At 59.9% G+C, this 20,741-nt stretch carries 21 protein-coding genes; 11 read left to right on the top strand and 10 right to left on the bottom strand.

The features are described 5' to 3' along the window. Positions 1-19 precede the first annotated feature (19 nt). From L6418_RS08160 to mnmH, 4 genes are all read right to left on the bottom strand, one after another. Positions 20-1,534: a DHA2 family efflux MFS transporter permease subunit gene (locus L6418_RS08160; protein WP_237246429.1), complete on the bottom strand. Its 1,515-nt coding sequence runs from the start codon at positions 1,532-1,534 to the stop codon at positions 20-22. Between the two features lie 100 nt (positions 1,535-1,634). Beyond that, positions 1,635-2,621, bottom strand: a complete 987-nt coding sequence (locus L6418_RS08155) for an HlyD family secretion protein (RefSeq protein WP_237246428.1) — start codon at positions 2,619-2,621, stop codon at positions 1,635-1,637. A 13-nt stretch (positions 2,622-2,634) separates the two neighbouring features. Next, on the bottom strand, positions 2,635-3,060 hold the full coding sequence (locus tag L6418_RS08150) for a MarR family winged helix-turn-helix transcriptional regulator (protein ID WP_237246427.1): 426 nt from the start codon (positions 3,058-3,060) through the stop codon (positions 2,635-2,637). Between the two features lie 85 nt (positions 3,061-3,145). After that, a complete protein-coding gene (gene mnmH, locus L6418_RS08145; RefSeq protein ID WP_237246426.1) occupies positions 3,146-4,186 on the bottom strand; it encodes a tRNA 2-selenouridine(34) synthase MnmH in 1,041 nt (346 codons plus the stop codon). A gap of 12 nt (positions 4,187-4,198) precedes the next feature. Between mnmH and selD the strand changes: the two genes are divergently transcribed. Continuing rightward, entirely contained in the window at positions 4,199-5,242 is a 1,044-nt protein-coding gene (selD, locus tag L6418_RS08140; RefSeq protein WP_237246425.1) for a selenide, water dikinase SelD, read from the top strand. 4 nt (positions 5,243-5,246) lie between these two features. Here the strand turns inward: selD and L6418_RS08135 are convergent, their stop codons facing one another. Together L6418_RS08135 and L6418_RS08130 are read right to left on the bottom strand one after the other, a co-directional pair. Continuing rightward, positions 5,247-6,179 (bottom strand): ankyrin repeat domain-containing protein, encoded by a 933-nt coding sequence (locus L6418_RS08135; protein WP_237246424.1) that lies wholly within the window; start codon positions 6,177-6,179, stop codon positions 5,247-5,249. Continuing rightward, a complete protein-coding gene (locus L6418_RS08130; protein ID WP_237246423.1) occupies positions 6,179-7,525 on the bottom strand; it encodes an HD-GYP domain-containing protein in 1,347 nt (448 codons plus the stop codon). Before L6418_RS08130 ends, L6418_RS08135 begins: the two co-directional genes overlap by 1 nt. Positions 7,526-7,680: 155 nt before the next feature. On the opposite strand from L6418_RS08130, the gene L6418_RS08125 reads away from it, so the two are divergent. Next, entirely contained in the window at positions 7,681-9,051 is a 1,371-nt protein-coding gene (locus L6418_RS08125) for a diguanylate cyclase (RefSeq protein ID WP_237246422.1), read from the top strand. On the opposite strand, the gene L6418_RS08120 is transcribed toward L6418_RS08125, so the two are convergent. Genes L6418_RS08120 through L6418_RS08110 form a run of 3 tightly spaced genes read right to left on the bottom strand, consistent with a single transcriptional unit; the run spans position 9,048 to position 11,615 of the window. Further along, the gene (locus L6418_RS08120) at positions 9,048-10,973 is read right to left on the bottom strand and encodes an ATP-dependent DNA helicase (RefSeq protein WP_237246421.1); all 1,926 of its coding nucleotides are present in this window, start codon (positions 10,971-10,973) and stop codon (positions 9,048-9,050) included. The two genes, L6418_RS08125 and L6418_RS08120, sit on opposite strands and share 4 nt — an antisense overlap. A gap of 37 nt (positions 10,974-11,010) precedes the next feature. Continuing rightward, positions 11,011-11,388 carry a DUF5615 family PIN-like protein gene (locus L6418_RS08115; protein ID WP_237246420.1) on the bottom strand — a complete coding sequence of 126 codons (378 nt, stop codon included), beginning with the start codon at positions 11,386-11,388 and terminating at the stop codon, positions 11,011-11,013. Then, positions 11,385-11,615: a DUF433 domain-containing protein gene (locus L6418_RS08110; protein ID WP_237246419.1), complete on the bottom strand. Its 231-nt coding sequence runs from the start codon at positions 11,613-11,615 to the stop codon at positions 11,385-11,387. The genes L6418_RS08115 and L6418_RS08110 overlap by 4 nt, the downstream gene beginning before the upstream one ends. A gap of 254 nt (positions 11,616-11,869) precedes the next feature. Here L6418_RS08110 and L6418_RS08105 point away from each other — a divergent pair, with 254 nt between their 5' ends. From L6418_RS08105 to hslO, 9 genes are all read left to right on the top strand, one after another. After that, on the top strand, positions 11,870-12,406 hold the full coding sequence (locus L6418_RS08105; RefSeq protein WP_237246418.1) for a flavin reductase family protein: 537 nt from the start codon (positions 11,870-11,872) through the stop codon (positions 12,404-12,406). A 2-nt stretch (positions 12,407-12,408) separates the two neighbouring features. Then, positions 12,409-12,798, top strand: a complete 390-nt coding sequence (locus L6418_RS08100) for a hypothetical protein (RefSeq protein WP_237246417.1) — start codon at positions 12,409-12,411, stop codon at positions 12,796-12,798. An 18-nt stretch (positions 12,799-12,816) separates the two neighbouring features. Then, entirely contained in the window at positions 12,817-13,308 is a 492-nt protein-coding gene (locus L6418_RS08095; RefSeq protein ID WP_237246416.1) for a YaiI/YqxD family protein, read from the top strand. Continuing rightward, complete coding sequence (locus L6418_RS08090) at positions 13,308-14,501, top strand: MFS transporter (protein WP_237246415.1); 1,194 nt, start codon at positions 13,308-13,310, stop codon at positions 14,499-14,501. Before L6418_RS08095 ends, L6418_RS08090 begins: the two co-directional genes overlap by 1 nt. A gap of 230 nt (positions 14,502-14,731) precedes the next feature. After that, positions 14,732-15,367 carry a cytochrome b/b6 domain-containing protein gene (locus L6418_RS08085; RefSeq protein ID WP_237246414.1) on the top strand — a complete coding sequence of 212 codons (636 nt, stop codon included), beginning with the start codon at positions 14,732-14,734 and terminating at the stop codon, positions 15,365-15,367. 10 nt (positions 15,368-15,377) lie between these two features. Then, positions 15,378-15,998 carry a hypothetical protein gene (locus L6418_RS08080; RefSeq protein WP_237246413.1) on the top strand — a complete coding sequence of 207 codons (621 nt, stop codon included), beginning with the start codon at positions 15,378-15,380 and terminating at the stop codon, positions 15,996-15,998. An 11-nt stretch (positions 15,999-16,009) separates the two neighbouring features. Next, positions 16,010-16,414, top strand: a complete 405-nt coding sequence (locus L6418_RS08075) for a DUF1924 domain-containing protein (protein WP_237246412.1) — start codon at positions 16,010-16,012, stop codon at positions 16,412-16,414. A gap of 17 nt (positions 16,415-16,431) precedes the next feature. After that, complete coding sequence (locus L6418_RS08070; protein WP_237246411.1) at positions 16,432-16,986, top strand: diheme cytochrome c; 555 nt, start codon at positions 16,432-16,434, stop codon at positions 16,984-16,986. Between the two features lie 87 nt (positions 16,987-17,073). Next, positions 17,074-17,958, top strand: coding sequence for an Hsp33 family molecular chaperone HslO (hslO, locus tag L6418_RS08065; RefSeq protein ID WP_237246410.1), 885 nt, complete (start codon positions 17,074-17,076; stop codon positions 17,956-17,958). Between the two features lie 57 nt (positions 17,959-18,015). Here the strand turns inward: hslO and L6418_RS08060 are convergent, their stop codons facing one another. Further along, positions 18,016-20,736, bottom strand: a complete 2,721-nt coding sequence (locus L6418_RS08060) for an EAL domain-containing protein (RefSeq protein ID WP_237246409.1) — start codon at positions 20,734-20,736, stop codon at positions 18,016-18,018. Between the last annotated feature and the right edge of the window lie 5 nt (positions 20,737-20,741).

The raw sequence follows: 20,741 nt of genomic DNA, 5'->3' as shown, positions 1-20,741 counted from the left end.
AGCTTGCTGTCCGGCCAGTTCATTCCAGGCTGACCGCGGGCGGCGCGCTTGCCGGCTTTTTCGGGGTGCGCACCAGCAGCAGCAACGGCAGCATCAGCACGAAGTTCAGGGTGGCGAACCAGAAACTGTCGATGTAGCCGATATTTTGTGCCTGGTGCAGCACTGCCCTGGCCGCCATGGCGATGCCCTGCGGATCCTGTGCGTCGAGATGGAGCGGGGACAGGTAGGTGCGCAATGGTTCGCTGTACGGGGTGATGTCGCCGCGCAACAGGCTCCAGCTCTGCTGCGTGCTGCGCGAGAAATAGGTGGCCAGGATGGAAATGCCGAACGACGATCCGACAGCGCGGATCAGGCTGTAGATACCGGCGGCTTCCGCGGCAGTTTCCTTGGGCAGGGTGGTGAAGGCGAGCGTGGAAATTGGCACGAAGATCATCCCCATGCCCATGCCCTGCAGCATCATCGGCACGATCAGGTCGTGGGCGGTGATGTCGCCGGTGAACCGGGTCATCAGGTAATTGCCCGCGATGCTTGCGCAGATGCCGGCAAAGATGAAATTACGCGGCGGAATTCTGTTGACGAATTTGCCGACGAAGATCATCACCAGGAAAGAAGCGAGCCCGCGCGGCGCCATGTAAAGACCGGCCTCGAAGGTGGGATAGTCCAGGAATTCCTGCAGGAACAGCGATTGCAGCAGCATGCCGCCGAAGAAGCCGATGCCGATGGTGGTCATGATCAGGCTGGCGACCAGGTAGTTGCGGTCCTGGAAGATGCGCAGGTCGAACAGCGGATGATGCTTGCCGGTAAGCGTGTAGACGATGAAGAAGAGCAGCGAGATTGCCGTGACGAAGGCGGCGAACACCAGTGTCTGCGAGCTGAACCAGTCGTCCTGGTTGCCGCGATCGAGAATCAGTTGCAGTGCGCCGATGCCGAGTGCCAGCGAGGCGAACCCCAGCCAGTCCATGCGCCGCTCGCGCGTCGGGGTGTCGTGCACATGGCGCATCGCAAGGACGAACGAGACGATCCCCACCGGCAGGTTGATGTAGAAGGTCCAGCGCCAGCTCAGCTGCTCGGTGAGCCAGCCGCCCAGGGTCGGCCCCATGATGGGAGCGACCATCACGCCCATGCTCCAGATCGCCATTGCCTTGCCGCGTTGCTCGCCGGGAAAGATCTGCAGCATGATGGATTGCGACAGCGGCACCAGCGCTGCACCGAACACCCCTTGCAGGAAGCGGAACAGCACCATCTGCGCCAGTGAGGCGGCCATGCCGCACAGCGCCGAGGTGATGACGAAGCCGGCGATGCTGATCAGCAGGAAGCGCTTTTGCCCGATGCGGTCGGTGATGAAGCCGGTGAGCGGCATGATGATGGCCGAGGCGATCAGGTAGGAGGTAAGCACCCAGCTGATATTGTCCGGCGTGGCATCGAGCTGTCCGATCATGTTCGGCAGGGCGACGTTGATGATGGTCGTGTCCAGCACCTGCATGATGGTCGCTGCCATCACGGCGATGCCGGTGAGTACACGATTAGAGTTCATCAAAGGTTCCCTGGAAAAAATTTGCCGCAGAGAGCACAGAGAAAGAGGCGGGCGAATTTAATTCTCTTTGTGTGCTCTGCGACCAAGTCCCGGTTTGCGTTTATTTCAGTTGCACACTCACGGTCGCCGTGGCGCCGATGCGCAACGGGTGCTCGGCATCGGTCGGCGCCAGCTTGATGCGGACCGGCACGCGCTGCGCGATCTTTACCCAGTTGCCGGTCGCATTCTGCGGCGGCAGCAGCGAGAAGGCGGTGCCGGTACCGCCGGACAGGCTTTCCACCGTGCCCTTGAAATGCTGGCCGGGATACATGTCGATCCGGATGTCCACGTTCTGGCCGGGGTGGATGCCGACCAGTTCGGTTTCCTTGTAGTTGGCATCGATATGGAAACTGTTATCCGCAATAAGGGCGAACAGCGGCGCGCCGACGCCGACCAGCGATCCGGCGGTCAGGGTCAGGTTGCTGATCTGTCCGTCCTGGGCTGCGGTGACGTGGGTATGTTCCAGATCGAGTTTAGCCTGGTCGATGGCGGCCTGCGCCTTCAATACGTCGCCGCGCTCGTCGGTTTTTTCCGGAGCGGACAGCGCCTTGGCCAGTTTGGCATGCGCCTGTTCCAGCGTTGCCTGCAAGGCCTGCATGCGGGTCTGCGCATCGTCGAGCGATTGCTGGGAGAGGAAATGCTGTGCCACCAGTTCCTTGTCGCGGATGTATGTGCTGCGCGCATTGGCAAGGTCGCTTTCGGCCTGGTTCACCAGCGCACGGGCGGCGGCGACTTCGGCATTGTCCTGGCGTGCCGCCTGCCGGGCGAGCGCGAGATCGGCTTGTGCGCGTTCCAGCGCGATGGCGAAGGGTGCGGGGTCGATATCGAACAGCGCATCCCCCTTGTGCACATGCTGGTTGTCCTTGATATGCACGGCCACGACGCGGCCGTTCACCTGCGCAGCGACGTTGACCACATCGGCGTTGATATAGGCGTTCTCGGTGCTGCGCGAGTTGCCGTAGAAGTAATTGAAGGCAAGGGTACCGAGCAAAGCGGCGAGGATCAGCGCGACGACGATCTTGTTACGGTGGGCCTTGAGGCTTTCCATGTCCGCTCCTCGGCTATGGGGTCAGTTTGCTGCGGATGGTCTGGAGTACGTTCAGCGCGGTGCCGATGTCCTGTTCGCTCGATCCGGCGAGTATCTCCTTGCGCAACTCGGCGGCGCTGCTGCGGATGCGTTCCACGGCTTTCTTGCCGGTGGCGGACAGGTACAGGTGTTTGACGCGCCGGTCGGTCTCGCTGCCGCAACGCTTGAGCAGTCCTTCCTGTTCCATGTGGTCGACTTGCTTGACCAGCGTGGCAGCCTCGATCCCCATGTTTTGCGCCAGTTCGCAGTGGGTGCAGCCGTCATTGCGCGAGAGGTGCAGCAACAGCAGCCAGCGCGAATGCGAAAACCCCAGAGGCCGCAGACGCCGATCCAGCTCGGTGCGCCAGGCATGCGCGACCTGGTGCAGCGATTCTGCGAATTGTTCATCCAGTGCTTTCATTGGTTGTTTGTGTACTAATTATTAGGATGCTAATAATTTTCGTACAAGACGCCGGTTTTGTCGAGCGACCATTATAAGGTTATGGTTATAGCGCGGTGGATATCGAGGCGCGAAGCGATGCGTCGTCCAGCCGATCGAGGTGCACTATCCTGGCAGCATCCAGCTGCACGAAATTGTGTGCGGTGGAGCGCTGGTAAGCCGGGTCGTAATGCTGGAGCAGCAGCTTTTCCACCAGCGACGGCCACTCGCCCTGTTCCGCCAATTGCTGCCAGTGGTCCAGTACCTGACGCCCATGCAGCGGAAGCAGCGGGGTGAGGCGCTTGACCAGCAAGGCCGGATCGTTCAGGAAATGGGCATAGTCTTCCATCAGCAACTGCACGCGCGCCGCAACGGGGGCCTCGATCAGCAGGCATTCGGAGCTGCGCATTTTCTGCAACAGCTGTTCCGGCATGCCGAGCAGTCCGATCTTCTTGCTCTCGGCTTCCACGAAGACCGGCTGATTCTGGTCGAAGCGGCGCAGCATGTCCCAGATGCGGCTCTCGAACATTTTCTGTGCGGGCTGCGGTTCGTTCGGCAGGTTGCCGAGCAGGGAGCCGCGATGTTGCGCCAGCGCCTCAAGGTCGAGTACCTGCGCACCCTGTGCCTGCAGCACCCGCAACAAGCGGCTTTTGCCGGAACCGGTCGGGCCGCATACGACGCGGAAGTGCAGCTTGCCGGGCAAGCTGTCCAGGTCGGCAAGTACCTGGCGCCGGTAGCTTTTGTAGCCGCCGTCGAGGCGGCCGACCGACCAGCCGACCTGTGCGAGGACGTGGGCCATCGCACCGCTGCGCTGGCCGCCGCGCCAGCAGTAGACCAGCGGTTTCCACTGCTTGGGTTTGCCGCTGAACAGGTTGTCCAGATGGTGTGCGATGTTGCGCGCGATCAATGCGGCGCCGAGCTTCTTTGCCGCGAAGGGGGATTCCTGGCTATACAGGGTGCCGACCCGCGCGCGTTGCTCGTCGTCCAGAACGGGGGCGCTGATGGCGCCGGGGATATGGTCTTCCGCATATTCGGCCGGCGAGCGCACGTCGACGATTTCGTTGTAATCGGATAGTTGTGATACGGTGACGACCCTTGGATTTTGCATAGAAGATTCTGTATGAACGACGCGATCAAATTGACCCAGTATTCCCACGGCGGCGGCTGCGGCTGCAAGATTGCACCGGCCGTATTGGCCGAGATGCTGGCGGCGATGCCGCAACCGCCATCTTACCCGAACCTGCTGGTCGGCACCGAGAGCAGCGACGATGCGGCGGTGTACAAGCTGAATGATACGCAGGCCATCGTGGTCACCACCGATTTCTTCATGCCCATCGTGGACGATGCGCGCGACTTCGGCCGCATCGCTGCGACCAATGCACTGTCAGATGTCTATGCCATGGGGGCGACGCCTGTCCTGGCGCTGGCCGTGGTGGGCATGCCGATCGCCAAATTGCCGCTGGAAACCATCCGCGACATCCTGGCCGGAGGGAACACAGTATGCAGCGCGGCGGGCATCCCGCTGGCAGGCGGACATTCCATCGATGCCCCGGAGCCGATCTATGGCCTGGTCGGCGTGGGCGTGGCACATCCGGATCACATCAAGCGCAATGACCGGGCACAGGCCGGGGATGTGCTGATCCTCGGCAAACCGCTGGGGATCGGCGTGCTGAGCGCGGCACTGAAAAAGGGCGATCTGGATGCGGAAGGCTACCGGCAGATGGTCGATACGGCCACCCAGCTCAATCGTGTCGGTGCAACGCTTGGCGGCATGAGTGGCGTGCATGCAATGACGGACGTCACCGGTTTTGCGCTGCTCGGTCACTTGCTGGAAGTCTGCCGCGGCTCGAAGCTGGGGGCGGAGCTGGATTTTGCAGCGTTGCCCTTCCTGCCAGCCGCCCTGCATCTGGCCGGGCAGGGCTACAGCACGGGGGCGGCGGACCGCAACTGGACAAGCTATGGTGCAGAAGTGGATCTGCCGCCGGGTTTCCCGGAATGGCAGCGCAAGCTGTTGTGCGATCCGCAGACCAGCGGCGGCTTGCTGGTGGCGTGCGCGGCGAACGAGGCGGACAGGGTGCTGGCGACCTTCAAGGAGCAGGGCTTCGCCGCGGCTTGCGTGATCGGCAGGATGGCTGCCGGCGAAGCGCGCGTCAGGGTAGGGTGAGGGGCTACAGCAGGCGCAGGGATGGTCCAGGCGTTTCGGGCTGCCCCTTGGCATCGGCCTGCTTGTTGAGCAAGTCGACGATATCCAGATGTTTGGCCTTGATGGCGAGATCGATGGGGGTGCTGCCATCCTGGTATTTCGCAAAACGATTGGCCCCCTTGTCGAGCAGCAGTTTGACGACCTGGGTATGACCGTTGTTGGCGGCCTTGTGCAATGACGTCCAGCCGTCGGAGGTTGACGCATTTACGTCGGCGCCGCGCGAGATCAGGTAGGCGCATGTGATCAGGTGGCCGCGCGTTGCAGCCTGCATCAGCGCCGTCCAGCCGAACTGGCTGGGGGCATCCGGCTCGGCGCCTTTCTCGATCAGCATCTTCAATACTTCCGTGTGGCCGTTGTAGGCCGCCCAGTGCAGCGGCGTATAGCCGTTCTTGTCCTGGGTGGAGACACGGGCGCCGCACTTGATCAGCAGTTCGGCGAACGCCAGATTGCCGTTGAAAGCCGCAACCATCAGGGGCGTCCAGTTGCGGTCGTCACGCACTTCCAGATCCACACCGCACGACAGGAATATCTGCACCGCATTCTGGTTGTTGTCGTCGACCGATTTCAGCAGGCCGTTGGCCGTGAAGTCGTAGCCGTACTGCAGCAATTCGTTGCGCTTGTACTCGGGGATGTCTTCCCAGGCCCGGGACTCTTTGCCTGCATTTTGCAGTGCGTGCAGGTAGTTGCTCAGCCGGATGATCTCGCTCGCCGCCTCTGGCGGGAACCCTTCCCTTTCGCCGCCGCGCTTGTCCACCATCAGGTCTTGCAGGTAGGTGTCGATATGCGGTGTCTGCCACAGTTCCAGCAGCTTGTTGAACACGCGCGGGAATCTTTCTTCCAGCACGCGCGGATAGATGTCTTCCTTGCCATTCAGTAGCTTGAGTAATCTCGGGTTCATTAATCCTGGTACTGTCCGGCGATCTGCCGGAACTCCTCTTGAATTTGTTGGAATGCCTCAAGCACTTCCGGATCGAAGTGCGTGCCATCTCCTTGCAATATATATGCCACGGCATCCTCATGGGTGTAGGCCTGCTTGTAGATGCGGCGGCTGATCAGCGCATCATACACATCCGCCACCGCCATCAACCGCGCAGAGATGGGGATTTCATGGCCTTTGAGGCCGAGCGGGTAGCCGCTGCCGTCCCATTTCTCGTGGTGTCCGGTGGCGATCTCGCGGGCGATATGCAGGAAACGGTTCGGCGTCGGCAACCCGCTTTCCGCCATGGCGATGGCATTGCCGCCGAGCAGGGGGTGCGTCTTCATGATCTCGTATTCTTCCGGCGTGAGCTTGCCCTGCTTCAGCAGGATCGCATCCGGTATGCCGACCTTGCCGATGTCGTGCAGCGGTGCCAGCTTGTAGAGGGACTCGATGTTGTCGTCGGTAAGGAAATCCTTGAAGTGCGGGTGGTGGCGCAGTTTCATGGCCAGCGCGCGGATGTAGTTCTGCGTGCGCTTCAGGTGATTGCCGGTCTCGTTGTCGCGCGTCTCGGCCAGCGATGCCATGGCCATGATGGTGACGTCGCGGATCTGCGCGACCTCCTCGGTCTTGTGGCGCAACTGCGCAGTGCGCTCCTCCACCTTGTGTTCCAGGATGTCGTTCATCGAGGCGAGCTGGTGCGCAAGGGATTCGTTCTCGAAACGCTGGCGCAGCGAAAGCATGATGAACTTGCTGAGGAAGTGGCCGGAACTCAGCATCACCAGCAGGAACAGCAACAGCATGGCACCCAGCGCGACATGCGTCTCGTCCTGTTCCACCATCACGCGGAAGGTGAGCGGCACCATCAGGCTGAGGACGTAGGCATAGAACGAAGGCGGATGCATCGAATTCATGGTGGCTGCGCCGGCGGTGAGTCCCATCAGCACGCAGACCAGCAGCACCTGGGTGAGCAGATCGCCGGGGAAGAAGAACATCGTGCCGACCCCCCACATCATGCCGAACACCAGCGCGAAGTTGAAGAAGTCCTGGCTCCAGCGCTGGCATTCCTCGATGGTGTTGAGGCTGTCCCGGCTGCGCACCCAGAGGACCAGTTCCGCCAGATGCAGCAGGAAGGCGGTGGCCAGCCAGACCAGCAATTGCTGGTGCGAAGCGATATCCCACATCAGCCAGACGAACAGCGGTTCGATCACCAGCTGCACGACCAGCATCAGGGGCAGCAGCCTCAGGCGCGCGCGCAACTGTTCGGCACGGACGAAGAGATTCTCCTCGTCGATCAAGAATCTCAGGTCATCCAGGAATGCGTTCATGGGAGTTGAATGGGAAAATTTCCGGTCTGCTGGCTGACAGTGGACAACAAAGCCGGAAGCCAGTCAACTTGTTCCTCCCGAAACGGCTGCATGGCGGGGCGCCGGGTTACAATATGCAAAAATCAAAAGCGCATGCGGGGTTCACCGGAGGAACGATGTTGAAACATAGCAAGATTGAAGACTTCGCCGAGGATTGGCGACAAGTGCACCAGCAGGTGCCCGAGACGACAAAGAAACTGATCAGCGATACGGTCAATCGATACGCGGCTGACCTGGCGACCCGGTTCTACGAACACATGTTGGCAGATAAGGAAGCGAATCCATTTATCAGCCACGACATCGTCAGTCAGCGGCTGCATACCTCGATGCAGGGCTGGCTGCGCGAACTGTTCACCCTGCAGCAGCAGGATCCGAAAGAGATCTACAAATATCAATGCCACGTTGGTGTGGTGCATGCGCGCATCCAGATGCCGATCTCGCTGGTGTTGCGGGGCTCGCGCCTGCTGAAACAGTCGATCACCGAATACCTGGTCGAGAGCGAGCTGGGGCGTGCCGAGCTGGTGCAGGCGACGCGTTTCGTTTCGGAGGTGATGGAACTGAGCATGTCGGCGATGACCGATTCCTATATCGTCAACGTGGGAAAAAGCGTGCGCACCGACGAGTCGTACCGCATGTTCGCCCTGGGGCAGAACATGCTGGCCGAACGCGAGCGCCAGCGCGCAGCGCTGTCGGAATGGGCGCAGCACATCCTGTTGCATTTGCTCGGGGATGAGGGGGCTGGCGTGCCGGAGATGCGGCATTCCGAATTCGGCCTGTGGCTGCAACACAAGGCCAGCATCATCTTCCACGAAGCGCCGGAACTGGGGCGCATCCGCAGCTGCGTGGAGAAACTGGAACGCACGCTGTTGCCCAGCCTGATCGAGAAGCGCCGCAACGGTGGCGATGCGCGCGAGGCGATGAGGCTGATCGAGGCCGATATCGGCGAGGTGAAATTCCTGCTGACCGGACTGTTCGATCGTTTCATCGAGGTGGAAAGCGGGCGCGACAGCCTTACCCGCCTGCTGAACCGCCGCTACCTGCCGACCATCCTGATGCGCGAGCTGGCGCTCGCCAGGAACAGCGATGTCCCGTTCGCGATCCTGCTGCTCGACATCGACCACTTCAAGAACATCAACGACACGCACGGACACGACAGCGGCGACATGGTGCTGCAGCAGGCATCCGACCTGGTCACCTCCAGCGTGCGGGTGGGCGACTTCATCTTCCGTTACGGCGGCGAGGAACTGCTGGTTGTGTTGGTCGAGATCGACAAGGCGCAGGCATTGCAGGTGGCCGAGACCATTCGCGAACGTTTTGCCGCCGAGCCGATGCGCGTGGGCGACGGCAAGTCGATGCAGGTCACTGTGAGTATCGGCGTCGCCGCCTATAACGGGCATCCCGATTACGAAAGGATCGTCAAGGATGCGGACGATGCGCTCTATCGTGCGAAGAACAATGGGCGCAATCGCTGCGAGTTGGCGGATTAGGCCTTATTGAAGAAGGCGACCGCTTCCGCCTCGTCGCGCGTGCGCCTGAACGGAGGCAGGCTTTGCCAGATGCGCTTGCCATAATGCTTGGAGATCAGGCGCGGGTCGCAGATCATCAGCACTCCCCGGTCGTTCTCGTCGCGGATCAGTCGTCCCGCGCCCTGTTTCAGGTTGATGATGGTGCGCGGCAACTGGTATTCCATGAACGCATTGCGTCCCTGTTTCTTCAGCTGCTCGATGCGCGCAGCCAGCACCGGGTCGTCGGGCGGAGCGAACGGCAGCTTGTCGATGATCACCAGCGACAATGCTTCGCCGCGCACATCCACCCCTTCCCAGAACGACTGGCTGCCCAGCAGAACCGCATTACCGTGGTCGCGGAAGCGGCTGAGCAGTTCGGTGCGTGAGCTTTCGCCCTGGATGAACAAGGGGTACTTCAGGTTCCGGCGCTCGAATTCGGCCTGCAATATCTCGTAAGCGCGCTGCATCGCGCGCAGGCTGGTGAACAGCAGGAAGGCGCGTCCGCGGCTGGCCTCGATCATCGGCAGCGCAGCCTGCACTACCGCATCGGTGTAGCCGTCGCTGTTCGGATCAGGCAGGTTCTGCGGCACATACAACAGACCTTGCTCCTGGTAATTGAAGGGGCTGTCCCAACATGCCGTGCGCGCTTCCGCCAGGCCCATCTCGCCCTGGTAATGGCTGAAGTCCTGCTTTACCGCCAGCGTCGCCGAAGTGAAGATCCAGGCGCGTGGGTGGCCGCCGATCTGCTTGGCGAAGATGTCGGCGATGGACAGCGGCGTGGTGTTGAGCTGCAGCGAGTGGTGGAAGACCTCCAGCCAGCGCACCGTCTCCGGCACATCGCCGTCCTGCCAGTGCCTGAACTGTTGTGTCAATGCCCGCGACCGCTGCCAGCAATTCTCCAGCCCTTCGCTGCGCTCCGCCTGTTTCTCCAGCAAGCCGGCGAGTTTTTCCAGTTTCTCGCCCACCGTCTTCAGCGCGGGCGCAAAATCCTTGATGTTTGCTGTCGCATCCGCAGCCATGCGGCCTTCCTTCTTGAAGGCAAGGCGCAGGTCGCGGGAAGATTTATCCAGCTCATCGCATGCCGCCGGCAGTGCCGCGAAATCCTTGGCCGAGGTCAGCGCCTCGATGCGCGCATCCTGCGAAAGATCGAACAGTTGCGAAGTGGAGAGGCTCTCGCCGAAGAACAGGCTCGCCGTTTCGGGCAACTGGTGCGCTTCGTCAAAGATCACCGTGTTGCAGGCAGGCAGCAGCTCCGCCACGCCTTCGTCGCGCAGCATCACGTCGGCGAAGAACAGGTGATGGTTCACCACCACTACATCGGCCTCCATCGCCTCCTTGCGCGCCTTGAGCACGAAGCATTCGTTGTGTTGCGGACACTCCTGTCCGAGGCAGTTGTCGCGCGTCGACGTCACATGCATCCAGATCGGCGCATTCTCAGGCACATCGGCCAGCCCGCTCTTGTCGCCGCTTTGCGTCACCTTGGCATAATCCACGATCTTCGCCAGATGGCGCACGTCTTCCCTGGTCTTGAAAAGTCCGTTCGACTGCGCCAGTTCCAGATGGTAGTGGCACACATAGTTCGAACGCCCCTTGAGCAACGCCACCGACACCGGTGCCTTCAGCGCGTCGCGCACCATCGGCAGGTCTTTCTGGAACAGCTGATCCTGCAGGTTCTTGGTGCCGGTGGAAATCACCACCTTGCCGCCGGCCAGCAGCGCCGGCACCAGATAGGCGAAGGTCTTGCCGGTACCGGTGCCGGCCTCGGCGATCAGGATCGCGTTGTCGCGTATCGCCTCAGCTACGGCCAGCGCCATCTCGCGCTGCTGCGCGCGCGGACGGAACGATGCGACTTCGGTGGCAAGCGGGCTCTGTTCTGAAAAGAGGCGTTCTACTTCGGCGGTCACAAGAAACAGTTCAGGGAATCAGAAGTGGTTACGAGGATCAATTATTATCGAGCGGCAGGATGCGCACGCGTTCACGCATCTCGTCGACAACAACAAGGGCGCCTGAAGCAAGTTGCGGAGTGAAGCGACGCAACAGATCGAGTGCGCGTGGAGCAAGAGACTCAGGGCTGACATCGTCGGTACGTATTTGGAAAACGCTGGGGGATACCGCATGAGTCGCAGCCAGCAGTGCGCCAAAATCCAGATCGTGGGTGAAAACGATGTAATTGTTATCGCGCGCCCATGCGAAAAGTTCGCTATCTGGCGCATTGGTGGCGCCAACTCGAAACCAGTGCTCCGCCTCAAAACCCGCCTGACGCAAAAACTCTACCCACGAGGGCGAGAGGTTCATGTCGACAAGTATGCGCAGCGTCATGCTGCAGCCAAAGGCAGCTCGATTTCTTCTGCACGCCATGCGGCATAGCGCAATGCCTGGGTGATGTCTTCTGCTTCAAGGTAGGGATACAAGGCCAGAATCTGCGGCGTGGTCTTGCCGCTGGCGACCAATCCGATGAGCATGCCGACGGTTACACGCTGCCCGCGGATGCACGGCTTGCCACCCATCATGGCGGGATCGGTTGTAATACGATCAAGTTGTCTCATGGCGCAGTTCCTGGTGGGTATGTGGCTGCGGTTATTTTAGCGGAAATCCGCACAATGTTTTCCCATATCGCGCACGCTATGAATGTCTGGCTGGATGCGGGCTCTGTTCTGAAAAGAAACGTGCTACTTCGGCAGACGCGGTGGGGATATGGTTATTGGCAGAGTACGGCGTTATAGTGCGGCGAGGATTTTACGCGATGGGCAAGTTCGACAAGCGGGAATTTCGCTATTCCTTCAATGAAAGGAGTGTTGAAATGGCTAAAAAAATCTTTCCGTTGTCCAAGGCCTACGGCTTGCTGGAAACCGGGCCGGTGGTGATGATGACGACCGCACACAGGGGCAAGGCGAACATCATGGCCCAGTCGTGGCACACGATGATGGAGTTCGTGCCGCCGCTGGTGGGATGCGTGATCAGCGGGCGCAACCACAGCTTCGACGCGCTGGTGGCGACGAAGGAGTGCGTGCTCAACATCCCGTCGGTGGAGCTGGCGAAGCAGGTGGTGGGCGTGGGCAACTGTTCGGGCAGCAAGGTGGACAAGTTCAGCAAGTTCAAGCTGACGGCGATGCCTGCGGCCGAAGTGGCCGTACCGCTGATCGACGAATGTTTCGCCAATCTCGAATGCAGGGTGGTCGATGCGCGGATGGTGAACAAGTACAATTTCTTCGTGCTGGAAGTGGTCAAGGCCTGGATCGATCCCGCCCGGAAGAACTCGCGTACGCTGCATCACCAGGGCAGGGGCGTGTTCATGGTGGCGGGCGATACGATCAAACTGCCTTCCAGGATGGCCTGAACGTGCGTTATCTGGCCGCGTGGTTCGCGATGCTGGCGGTCGCCACGGTCAATGGCGCATTGCGCGACCTCACTTATGGCAGGCGGCTTCCCGCATTGCTGGCAGACCAGCTTTCCTGCTTGAGCGGCATCCTGCTGCTGGGTGCGGTGATCTACCTGTACGTGCGGCGCTGGCCGTTCGTTTCTGCGAAGCAGGCATGGCTCGCCGGGCTGTTCTGGATGGTGCTGACAGCGGGGTTCGAGTTCCTGTTCTTTCATTACGCTGCGGGGCATCCCTGGCCGGAATTGCTGGCGAACTATGATGTAATGAGCGGACGTCTGTGGCCGTCGATCCTGCTTTGGGTGGCGGTCGCACCGTATGTTTTCTATCGCCTGGCAGCCAGGCGCAACTAGCGCAGCAAGGAACAAACAATGCAGATTTGGGTGGATGCCGATGCGTGTCCGAAGGTGGTCAAGGAAATCCTGTTCCGTGCGGCGGATCGGCGGCAGATCCAGTTGACGCTGGTGGCGAACAAGTTGCTGTATTGCCCGCCGTCGAAGCATATCCGTGCCATGCAGGTGCCGGCGGGTTTTGATGTGGCCGACAACAAGATCGCGCAACTGGTCGAGCCTGGCGATCTGGTGGTCACGGCCGATATCCCGCTTGCCGCTGACGTGATCAAACGGGGAGGGCATGCACTGAACCCGCGCGGCGAGCTGTATACCCGGGATACCATCCAGGAACGGCTGACCATGCGCAACTTCATGGACGGTTTGCGCAGCAGCGGCGTGGAAACCGGCGGCCCCCCGTCGCTGAGTCAGAACGACCGACAGGCGTTCGCGAACCAGCTGGACAGGTTCCTGGCGAGGCACCCTCATCCTTCGGCCAGTTCCGGGCGCACGGATATTGCCGGGGATGCGTAATGGGCAACATCGCTAAAGAGTCCCTCGCCAGGATACCCAGGGGCGTCTGGATGCTGGGCTTCGTCAGCCTGCTGATGGATGTCTCTTCGGAAATGATCCACAGCCTGCTGCCTTTGTTCATGGTCACGGTGCTGGGGGCGAGCGCGTTGACAGTCGGCATGATCGAGGGCATTGCCGAAGCCACGGCGTTGCTGGTCAAGGTGTTCTCGGGGGCATTGAGCGATTATCTCGGCAAGCGCAAGGAGCTGGCCTTGATCGGCTATGCCATGGGCGCCTTGACCAAGCCGATGTTCGCATTGGCTTCGGGAGTGGGCACGGTGCTGACGGCGCGGTTCATCGACCGCGTCGGCAAGGGAGTGCGCGGGGCGCCGCGCGATGCCTTGATCGCGCAGATTGCGCCTGCCGGGATACGCGGTGCGGCATTCGGCCTGCGCCAATCGCTGGATACGGTCGGGGCCTTCCTCGGCCCGTTGCTGGGCGTCGGCTTGATGCTGCTGTGGGCCAACGATTTCCGTGCCGTGTTCTGGGTGGCGGTGATTCCGGGATTGCTGGCGGTGGCACTGCTGCTGTTCGGTGTGCATGAGCCGGAGCGGACGGAGTTGCACCAGCCGAGCAATCCGATCAGCCGCGATAATCTGCGGCGCCTCGGTAGCGCCTATTGGTGGCTGGTTGGCATTGGAGCGGTTTTCACCCTGGCGCGGTTCAGCGAAGCGTTTCTGGTGCTGCGTGCCGCGCAGGGAGGGATTCCCGTGGCGCTGGTGCCGCTGGTGATGGTGGCGATGAACGTGATCTACGCGGCCTCCGCTTACCCGTTCGGCAAACTTTCCGACAGCATGAGCCACACCAGGTTGTTGGCGCTGGGCCTGGCGGTGCTGAGTGCGGCCGATCTGATATTGGCGGCCAACGACCATTGGGTGACAGTGCTGGCCGGCGTTGCCCTGTGGGGCGTGCACCTTGGCATCACGCAGGGGTTGCTGGCGCGCATGGTGGCCGATGCGACGCCTGCCGATCTGCGCGGCACGGCTTATGGTTTCTTCAACCTGATGAGCGGCTTGGCGATGCTGGTCGCCAGCGTGCTGGCGGGACTGTTATGGGATCGACTGGGAGCCTCGTTTACCTTTTATGCTGGCATGGTTTTTTGCGTGCTCGCTGCGCTGGCATTGTTCTGCAAGCCAGCAACGGCGGAGGTTTGATGGTGGTTGTCGATGCGTATCGGCATGGTGCAGAAATACAACACTGCAACTTTGAAAATGTTAAATTTCAGGTAAAATTCCGTTCAGGTCAGTACGGTTCTTTGGATATAACCTGCTTTAATCAATCGAATTAATTTAATCTACCTTGGCTGGGGCGCGCAGCGCAGCATCTCGGAGGCGCGCATGACAGACTGGGGCAGGTCATTTGTTTATCAATTTTCAGGTGGCTTATGCAGCAAGTGAATACAAACCATGCCCGGAACGAGGAAGCCGCAACGGTCAAAGTGTGGGATCTGTTCATCCGCTGCTTCCATTGGTCCATGGTATTGGGTTGCGTGACGGCTTTCATTTCCGGCGAAATGCATGCAGCCGCGATCCATGAGTTCGTCGGCTATGCCCTGTGCGTATTGCTGGCTGCGCGGGTCTATTGGGGATTCAAGGGCAGCGAATATGCCCGTTTCCGTTCCTTCATATTCCCGCTGGGTGAGGTGCTCGCTTACGCGCGGGCGATGTTCAAGGGACATCCGAAACATTATTACGGGCATAACCCGGCTGGGGCATTGATGGTGTTCGCCCTGATCGGGCTGCTCGCGCTGATCTTTGCATCGGGATTGCTGACGCTGGGGACGATCGACTTCGGGGGGCCGCTGGCATTTCTGGCGAACCTTGTGAGCGATGAAACCAGCTATGCGTCCCGCCATCTGCATGAAATCCTTCCTAACGTTGGCTTGGTGCTCGTTCTGCTGCACGTCCTTGGCGTTGCAGTGGGCAGCATCCAGCACAATGAGAACCTTGTGAGGGCGATGCTCACCGGGAAGAAGAAGTCTCTATCGCTAACCAGTTCCACTAGTCAAAACGATAAATGAGGAGTGTTAAATGAAAGGTATCAAGTTCATGAATGCTGCCGTGATGTGCCTGGTGGCGCTATCTGGTACGGCATTCGCGCAGGATGCGGCATTCGAGCTGCCGCGCGTGTCCGATGCATATATCAAGGATTACGATTCGTTCAAGCTTGCCGCAAACGACCAGGAAGTGCTGGGTGGCAAATCGAACAGTGCGTCCGTGGTGAAGAATTCCAGCTTCGAACCGCCGCTGATCACGGGGGCCAAGGTGCACCAGTATCTGGGCCTGGGCACCATCGTGCTGGCCGGCATGACTGCGCTGACCGCGCCCGGCGAAGGATGTGAGACCAATTGCGCCGCGGTAGCCCAGCAGCCGCGCCAGACCAACGGCACCCATGCCAAACTGGCGAAAGCGACCGTGGCAATGGCAGGGGCGGCGATCATCACCGGCCTGATCACGCACTGGGACGACTTCCATGTGGCAGACGGCATCGCCGACCCCGATAATCAGCACATATTGCTGGGTGTGACGGGAGCTGCGATGATGGCTTATGCCGTGAACAAGTCGAAGAACTCTGCCGTACCGGTCAGCCATGCGGGTATCGCCGAACTGGGCGCATTGCTGATGGTTGCTGCGATCAAGATCACCTGGTAACGGAGACGACGATGAAACCATTTGGAACATTGATGATATTGGCCGGAACGCTGCTGGTTGCTACTGCCGCATCGGCCACCCCCGCCACCGACGAATTGTTTGCGCGTTACAAGTCCGAAGGTGCATCCGGCTTCGATGCCGAGCGCGGCAAGAAGGACTGGCTCAAAGAGGGCAAGGAAGAAGACGGCAAGAAGATGAGCTGTACCACCTGCCATGGCGACGACCTGAGCAAGCCCGGCAAGCACCACAAGACGGGCAAGGTGATCGAGGCGATGGCTCCCAGTGCGAACCCGGAGCGCTTCACCGATGCAAAGAAGATCGAAAAATGGTTCAAGCGTAATTGCAACGACGCTTGGGGACGCGAATGTACGGCGCAGGAAAAAGGCGATGTCCTTAAGTTCCTGTTGAGCAAGTAAGGATCGGAGAGATGATAATGCAAAGCAAATTCAAGGCGGCTTTATTGGCGATGGCACTGCTGACGAGCAGCGGTGCTGCATTGGCAGAAGAAGGTTTCTGGGCATGGATGGGTACTTTCTCGCGCCAGAAGGAAGTGCAACCGGTCGACAACAAGACATATGCGGACGAGTGCGGTTCATGCCACTACGCATATCCGCCCGGCCTGCTGCCGAGCAAATCCTGGGCGAAGCTGCTGGACGAAAAGGCACTGAGCGACCATTTCGGCGAGAATGCCACGCTGGACAAGGCAACGCTGAAGACCATCTATGATTACGCGATGGACAATGCCGCAGAAAAGTCCTGGTACAAGCGTTCGCGCAAGATCGCCGTGGCGACCGAGGATGAAACGCCGATCCGCATCACCGAGGTGCGTTATATCAAGCGCAAGCACCATGACATTCCTGAAAAGATGATCAAGGGCAACAAGGATGTGAAGTCGTTGAGCTACTGCAATGCCTGCCACACCAAGGCAGACAAGGGCATCTTCGATAGCGACACCGTCTCCATCCCGAACTACCCCGACTACGATTGATACAGTCCGGTTGGCTAACGACAAGGGCAGCCTGGGCTGCCCTTGTTCTTTTTGCGGCAGGTCATCGCGGTGTTATCATCCCCGGCCATGAAAAATTCTCTCGATTCCCTGCGACGTTTCCTGTTTGAGCATGCGCCGATACGCGGCGAGATCGTGCATCTCGATGCGACATGGCAGAGCGTGATCGAACGGCACGACTATCCTCCCGTATTGCGCGACCTGATGGGCGAGCTGTGTGCCGCAACCGTACTGCTGGCGGCGACGCTCAAGCTGCACGGTTCCATGGTGCTGCAGATCCATGGCAAGGGCAGGGTGAAGTTGCTGGTGGTGGAATGCACCGGCGACCTCGAATTGCGCGCGACTGCGAAGTGGGAGGGCGATCTGTCGCATGGCACGCTGCAGGATCTGGTGGGCGGCGACGGGCGCTTCGTCATCACGCTGGATCCCAAGGACGGCAACCAGGCATACCAGGGCATCATCGCGCTGGAAGGAGACAGCATCTCGGAAATACTGCAGAACTACATGACCCGTTCGGAACAGCTGGAAACGCGTTTGTGGCTGGCTGCCGACGGGAAACATGCTGCAGGCATGTTGTTGCAGAAGCTTCCCGAACAGCAGGAGTCGCCGGACGAGGATGCCTGGGGCCGTGCAGTGCAGATCGCCGCCACCCTCAGCCCCGACGAGTTGCTGGGCTTGCCTGCGACCGAGCTGGTGCACCGGCTGTACCACGAAGAAGACATACGGTTGTTCGATGCGCAGCCGGTGGTGTTCCGCTGCACCTGCTCACGCGAGAACGTGGCGCGCATGCTGCGCATGCTTGGCCGGGAAGAGGTGGATTCCATCCTGGCCGAACGGGGCGATGTCGAAGTGCATTGCGAATTCTGCAACCAGGGCTATGTCTTCGATTGCGTGGATGCCAACGCGGTGTTCGCCGACATCGCGTCGATGCCGGCCAGCCAGACATTTCATTGACCTTCCGTCAGTCCCATCGATCTTTTCCGGCCGGCGGGAAGGCGCAGGATGGACTGTTCAGGATCGGTTGAGGAAGCTTTCGAAATCCTGCGACGACAATGGCTTGGAGAACAGGTAGCCCTGTCCGTAGTCGCACCCCGCTGCGATCAGCAGGTCGCATTGTTCCTGCGTCTCGACCCCTTCGGCAATCACCTTGATGCCCAGTTTGTGGGCCATCATCACCATGGCTTCGCATAGCGCCAGATCGCTTGAGTCGGGTGCAAGGTTGCGCACAAACGACTGGTCGATCTTGATGTAATCGATGTCGAACTTCTTCAGGTAGGAAAGCGACGAATATCCCGTTCCGAAATCGTCCAGCGCTACCTGGATGCCGTTATCCCTGAAGGCGAGCAGTTTGTTGACGATGCCATCCTTGGCTTCCATCAGCAGGCCTTCGGTGATCTCCACCACGATGCTGCTTCCGGGCAAATCCAGTTCTTTCAGATACTCGAACCAGGTCGAGTGGACATTGTCGTCGCTCCTGAACTGGACAGGCGATTTGTTGATGCTGATCTGGATATCTTTCCCATAAAGGTGTTGCCATTGTTTTACTTGCTGTGCCGCCTGGCGGAATACCCAATCGCCGATCTTCGTGATCATGCCGGTCTGTTCCGCGATGGGGATGAATTCGGCCGGGCTGACAACGCCCCGTTTCGGATGTTGCCAGCGGATCAGCGCCTCGATCTTGTGAATGGATCCCGTCTCGAGTTCGACGATAGGCTGGTAGGCGAGCCAGAACTGTTTTTCCGCCAGGGCATGGTGCAGGTCATTCGACAGGCTCATGCGGTTCTGCGCGACCAGCTGCATGGCCTGGGTGTAGTAGCTGTAACGGTTGCGGCCGGCATTCTTGGCGGCATACATCGCCTGGTCCGCATTCCGCAGCAGCTCCTCGATCTCCGTTGCGTCGGCGGGATAGATGGTGACGCCGATACTGACCGATATGTATACCGACTCGTTGCCCAGTTCGAACGGGGCTGACAGGTTCTGCAAAATGCATTCATTGATGCGTTCTACATTGTCCGGATCGCCAAGTTCGCCCAGGATGAGCACAAACTCATCCCCCCCGAATCGGGCGACGGTGTCGGAATCGCGCACGCACCCTACCAGTCGCCGGGCCGCCTCGTTGAGCAACATGTCGCCTTTGGCGTGGCCCAGCGTATCGTTGACCTCCTTGAAGTGGTCGAGATCGAGGAACATCACCGCCAGCGGCAACCCGGTCCGGCGGGATTTCTTGATTTCCTGCTCCAGACGGTTGTGGAACATCCGCCAGTTGGGCAAGCCGGTCAGGTGGTCGAAGTTGGCCTGTTGCCAGATCAGTTCCTCAGTCTGCTTCTTCTGCGAGATGTCGGTGAACAAAGCGATCCGATGGTGTACCGCCCCTGCTTCATTGAGGATGGTATTGATGGTCAGCCATTTGGGGTAAACCTCGCCATCCTTGCGCCGGTCCCATATCTCGCCTGTCCATTTCCCGGTCTCTGCGATCTCGCTCCACATGGCCTGATAGAACTCATGGTCATGCCGGCCGGATTTCAGGAGGCTGGGATTCTTACCGATCGCTTCCTCAAGCGCATAGCCGGTGATCCTGGTGAAAGCCGGATTGACCGCCATGATCAGATTGTCCGCATCGGTGATCATCATGCCTTCGCTGCTGTTCTCGTAGATGGAGGCGGCCATCTGCAGGGATTTTTCGGCTGCCTTGCGCTGTACCTCGCGGTCGAAATTATCCAGCGAGAAAGAGATGTCGCGCGACATCTCGTCCAGCAATGCGATCGCCTCCTGATCAAAGGCATCGATTTCCGGGTGGTAAACGGTAAGTACGGCAAACGGCCGTCCGCCGCGTGCTATCGGGAAGGTCGCGGTCGATTGCCAGTCATTCGCGGCAACCCGGCTCTTCCAGGGCGCGGTGAACGGAGAGGTGGCATAGTTATTGACGATGACCGGCCGATTCTCTCGGAAAGCGATGCCGCTGGGCCCGCGTCCCTCGGGTACATCGGCGAGCGAAGAGACGGTGAGCCCGTCGAGGTAGTCCAGCCCGCTGCCGTAGCTGGCCACGGGAAGCAGCAATTTGCTTTTCTCGTCGATCTGTCCCACCCAGGCCATGCTCATGCCGCCAAATTTCACCGCGCAACGGCATACCAGCGGGAACAGGTGATCTTCCGTTTCCATGCGCACGATGGCCTGATTGATCTCGCTCAGTGCGTTGTACAGCCTGCTGATGCGTCTGGCCTTGGCGGATTCCAGTTTGCTCCTGATGGCAAAGTGCAAGATCAAGGCGGTCAGTATGGCAAAGGCAAGGAACATCCCGGTGAATTGCGCCGCGAAACGTGCCTGGCGCTGATATGCCGGATCCATGTTGACGCGCAGGTGGAACGTCGCTTCTTCGCGGTACGAGTAGGAGATCGGTGCATCCAGGTCAAGGAGGTGATTTCCGGCAGTCGGCCGCGTATAGCTGGCGATCTGGAAACCGTTGGCCGATACCAGCTGCAGCTGGACGATGTTGTCGTTCGCCTTGGCCCATTGGTTGAACAGGGCCGAGATATTCTGATAATTACCGCGTTCAAGCTCTGAAGAGAGAACAGAGGTGATCAATTGCAATTGTTGTGCAGCCGAGGTGCGCGCGAGCTTCATATCCTCGTTGAATTTGTTTCCAAGCAGCACCGCCGAAACGGCACCCAGCACGATCAGGAAGATAAAAAGAAACAGCCAGGGCAGTTTGTCAGAGGATGTTTTGATGCTCATGAAGT

It is taken from the genome of Sideroxyarcus emersonii (genome assembly GCF_021654335.1).
Classification (GTDB): Bacteria; Pseudomonadota; Gammaproteobacteria; order Burkholderiales; family Gallionellaceae; genus Sideroxyarcus; species Sideroxyarcus emersonii.
The sequence above is the reverse complement of the archived record's forward strand: the minus strand, read 5'-3'. Positions and strand labels throughout refer to the sequence as shown.

What these genes read in the sequence shown, in the direction of transcription:
- L6418_RS08160 (WP_237246429.1), bottom strand. Translation starts at nt 1,534, where the DNA reads ATGAACTCTAATCGTGTACTCACCGGCATCGCCGTGATGGCAGCGACC.
- L6418_RS08155 (WP_237246428.1), bottom strand. Translation starts at nt 2,621, where the DNA reads ATGGAAAGCCTCAAGGCCCACCGTAACAAGATCGTCGTCGCGCTGATC.
- L6418_RS08150 (WP_237246427.1), bottom strand. Translation starts at nt 3,060, where the DNA reads ATGAAAGCACTGGATGAACAATTCGCAGAATCGCTGCACCAGGTCGCG.
- mnmH (WP_237246426.1), bottom strand. Translation starts at nt 4,186, where the DNA reads ATGCAAAATCCAAGGGTCGTCACCGTATCACAACTATCCGATTACAAC.
- selD (WP_237246425.1), top strand. Translation starts at nt 4,199, where the DNA reads ATGAACGACGCGATCAAATTGACCCAGTATTCCCACGGCGGCGGCTGC.
- L6418_RS08135 (WP_237246424.1), bottom strand. Translation starts at nt 6,179, where the DNA reads ATGAACCCGAGATTACTCAAGCTACTGAATGGCAAGGAAGACATCTAT.
- L6418_RS08130 (WP_237246423.1), bottom strand. Translation starts at nt 7,525, where the DNA reads ATGAACGCATTCCTGGATGACCTGAGATTCTTGATCGACGAGGAGAAT.
- L6418_RS08125 (WP_237246422.1), top strand. Translation starts at nt 7,681, where the DNA reads ATGTTGAAACATAGCAAGATTGAAGACTTCGCCGAGGATTGGCGACAA.
- L6418_RS08115 (WP_237246420.1), bottom strand. Translation starts at nt 11,388, where the DNA reads ATGACGCTGCGCATACTTGTCGACATGAACCTCTCGCCCTCGTGGGTA.
- L6418_RS08110 (WP_237246419.1), bottom strand. Translation starts at nt 11,615, where the DNA reads ATGAGACAACTTGATCGTATTACAACCGATCCCGCCATGATGGGTGGC.
- L6418_RS08105 (WP_237246418.1), top strand. Translation starts at nt 11,870, where the DNA reads ATGGCTAAAAAAATCTTTCCGTTGTCCAAGGCCTACGGCTTGCTGGAA.
- L6418_RS08095 (WP_237246416.1), top strand. Translation starts at nt 12,817, where the DNA reads ATGCAGATTTGGGTGGATGCCGATGCGTGTCCGAAGGTGGTCAAGGAA.
- L6418_RS08090 (WP_237246415.1), top strand. Translation starts at nt 13,308, where the DNA reads ATGGGCAACATCGCTAAAGAGTCCCTCGCCAGGATACCCAGGGGCGTC.
- L6418_RS08085 (WP_237246414.1), top strand. Translation starts at nt 14,732, where the DNA reads ATGCAGCAAGTGAATACAAACCATGCCCGGAACGAGGAAGCCGCAACG.
- L6418_RS08080 (WP_237246413.1), top strand. Translation starts at nt 15,378, where the DNA reads ATGAAAGGTATCAAGTTCATGAATGCTGCCGTGATGTGCCTGGTGGCG.
- L6418_RS08075 (WP_237246412.1), top strand. Translation starts at nt 16,010, where the DNA reads ATGAAACCATTTGGAACATTGATGATATTGGCCGGAACGCTGCTGGTT.
- L6418_RS08070 (WP_237246411.1), top strand. Translation starts at nt 16,432, where the DNA reads ATGCAAAGCAAATTCAAGGCGGCTTTATTGGCGATGGCACTGCTGACG.
- hslO (WP_237246410.1), top strand. Translation starts at nt 17,074, where the DNA reads ATGAAAAATTCTCTCGATTCCCTGCGACGTTTCCTGTTTGAGCATGCG.
- L6418_RS08060 (WP_237246409.1), bottom strand. Translation starts at nt 20,736, where the DNA reads ATGAGCATCAAAACATCCTCTGACAAACTGCCCTGGCTGTTTCTTTTT.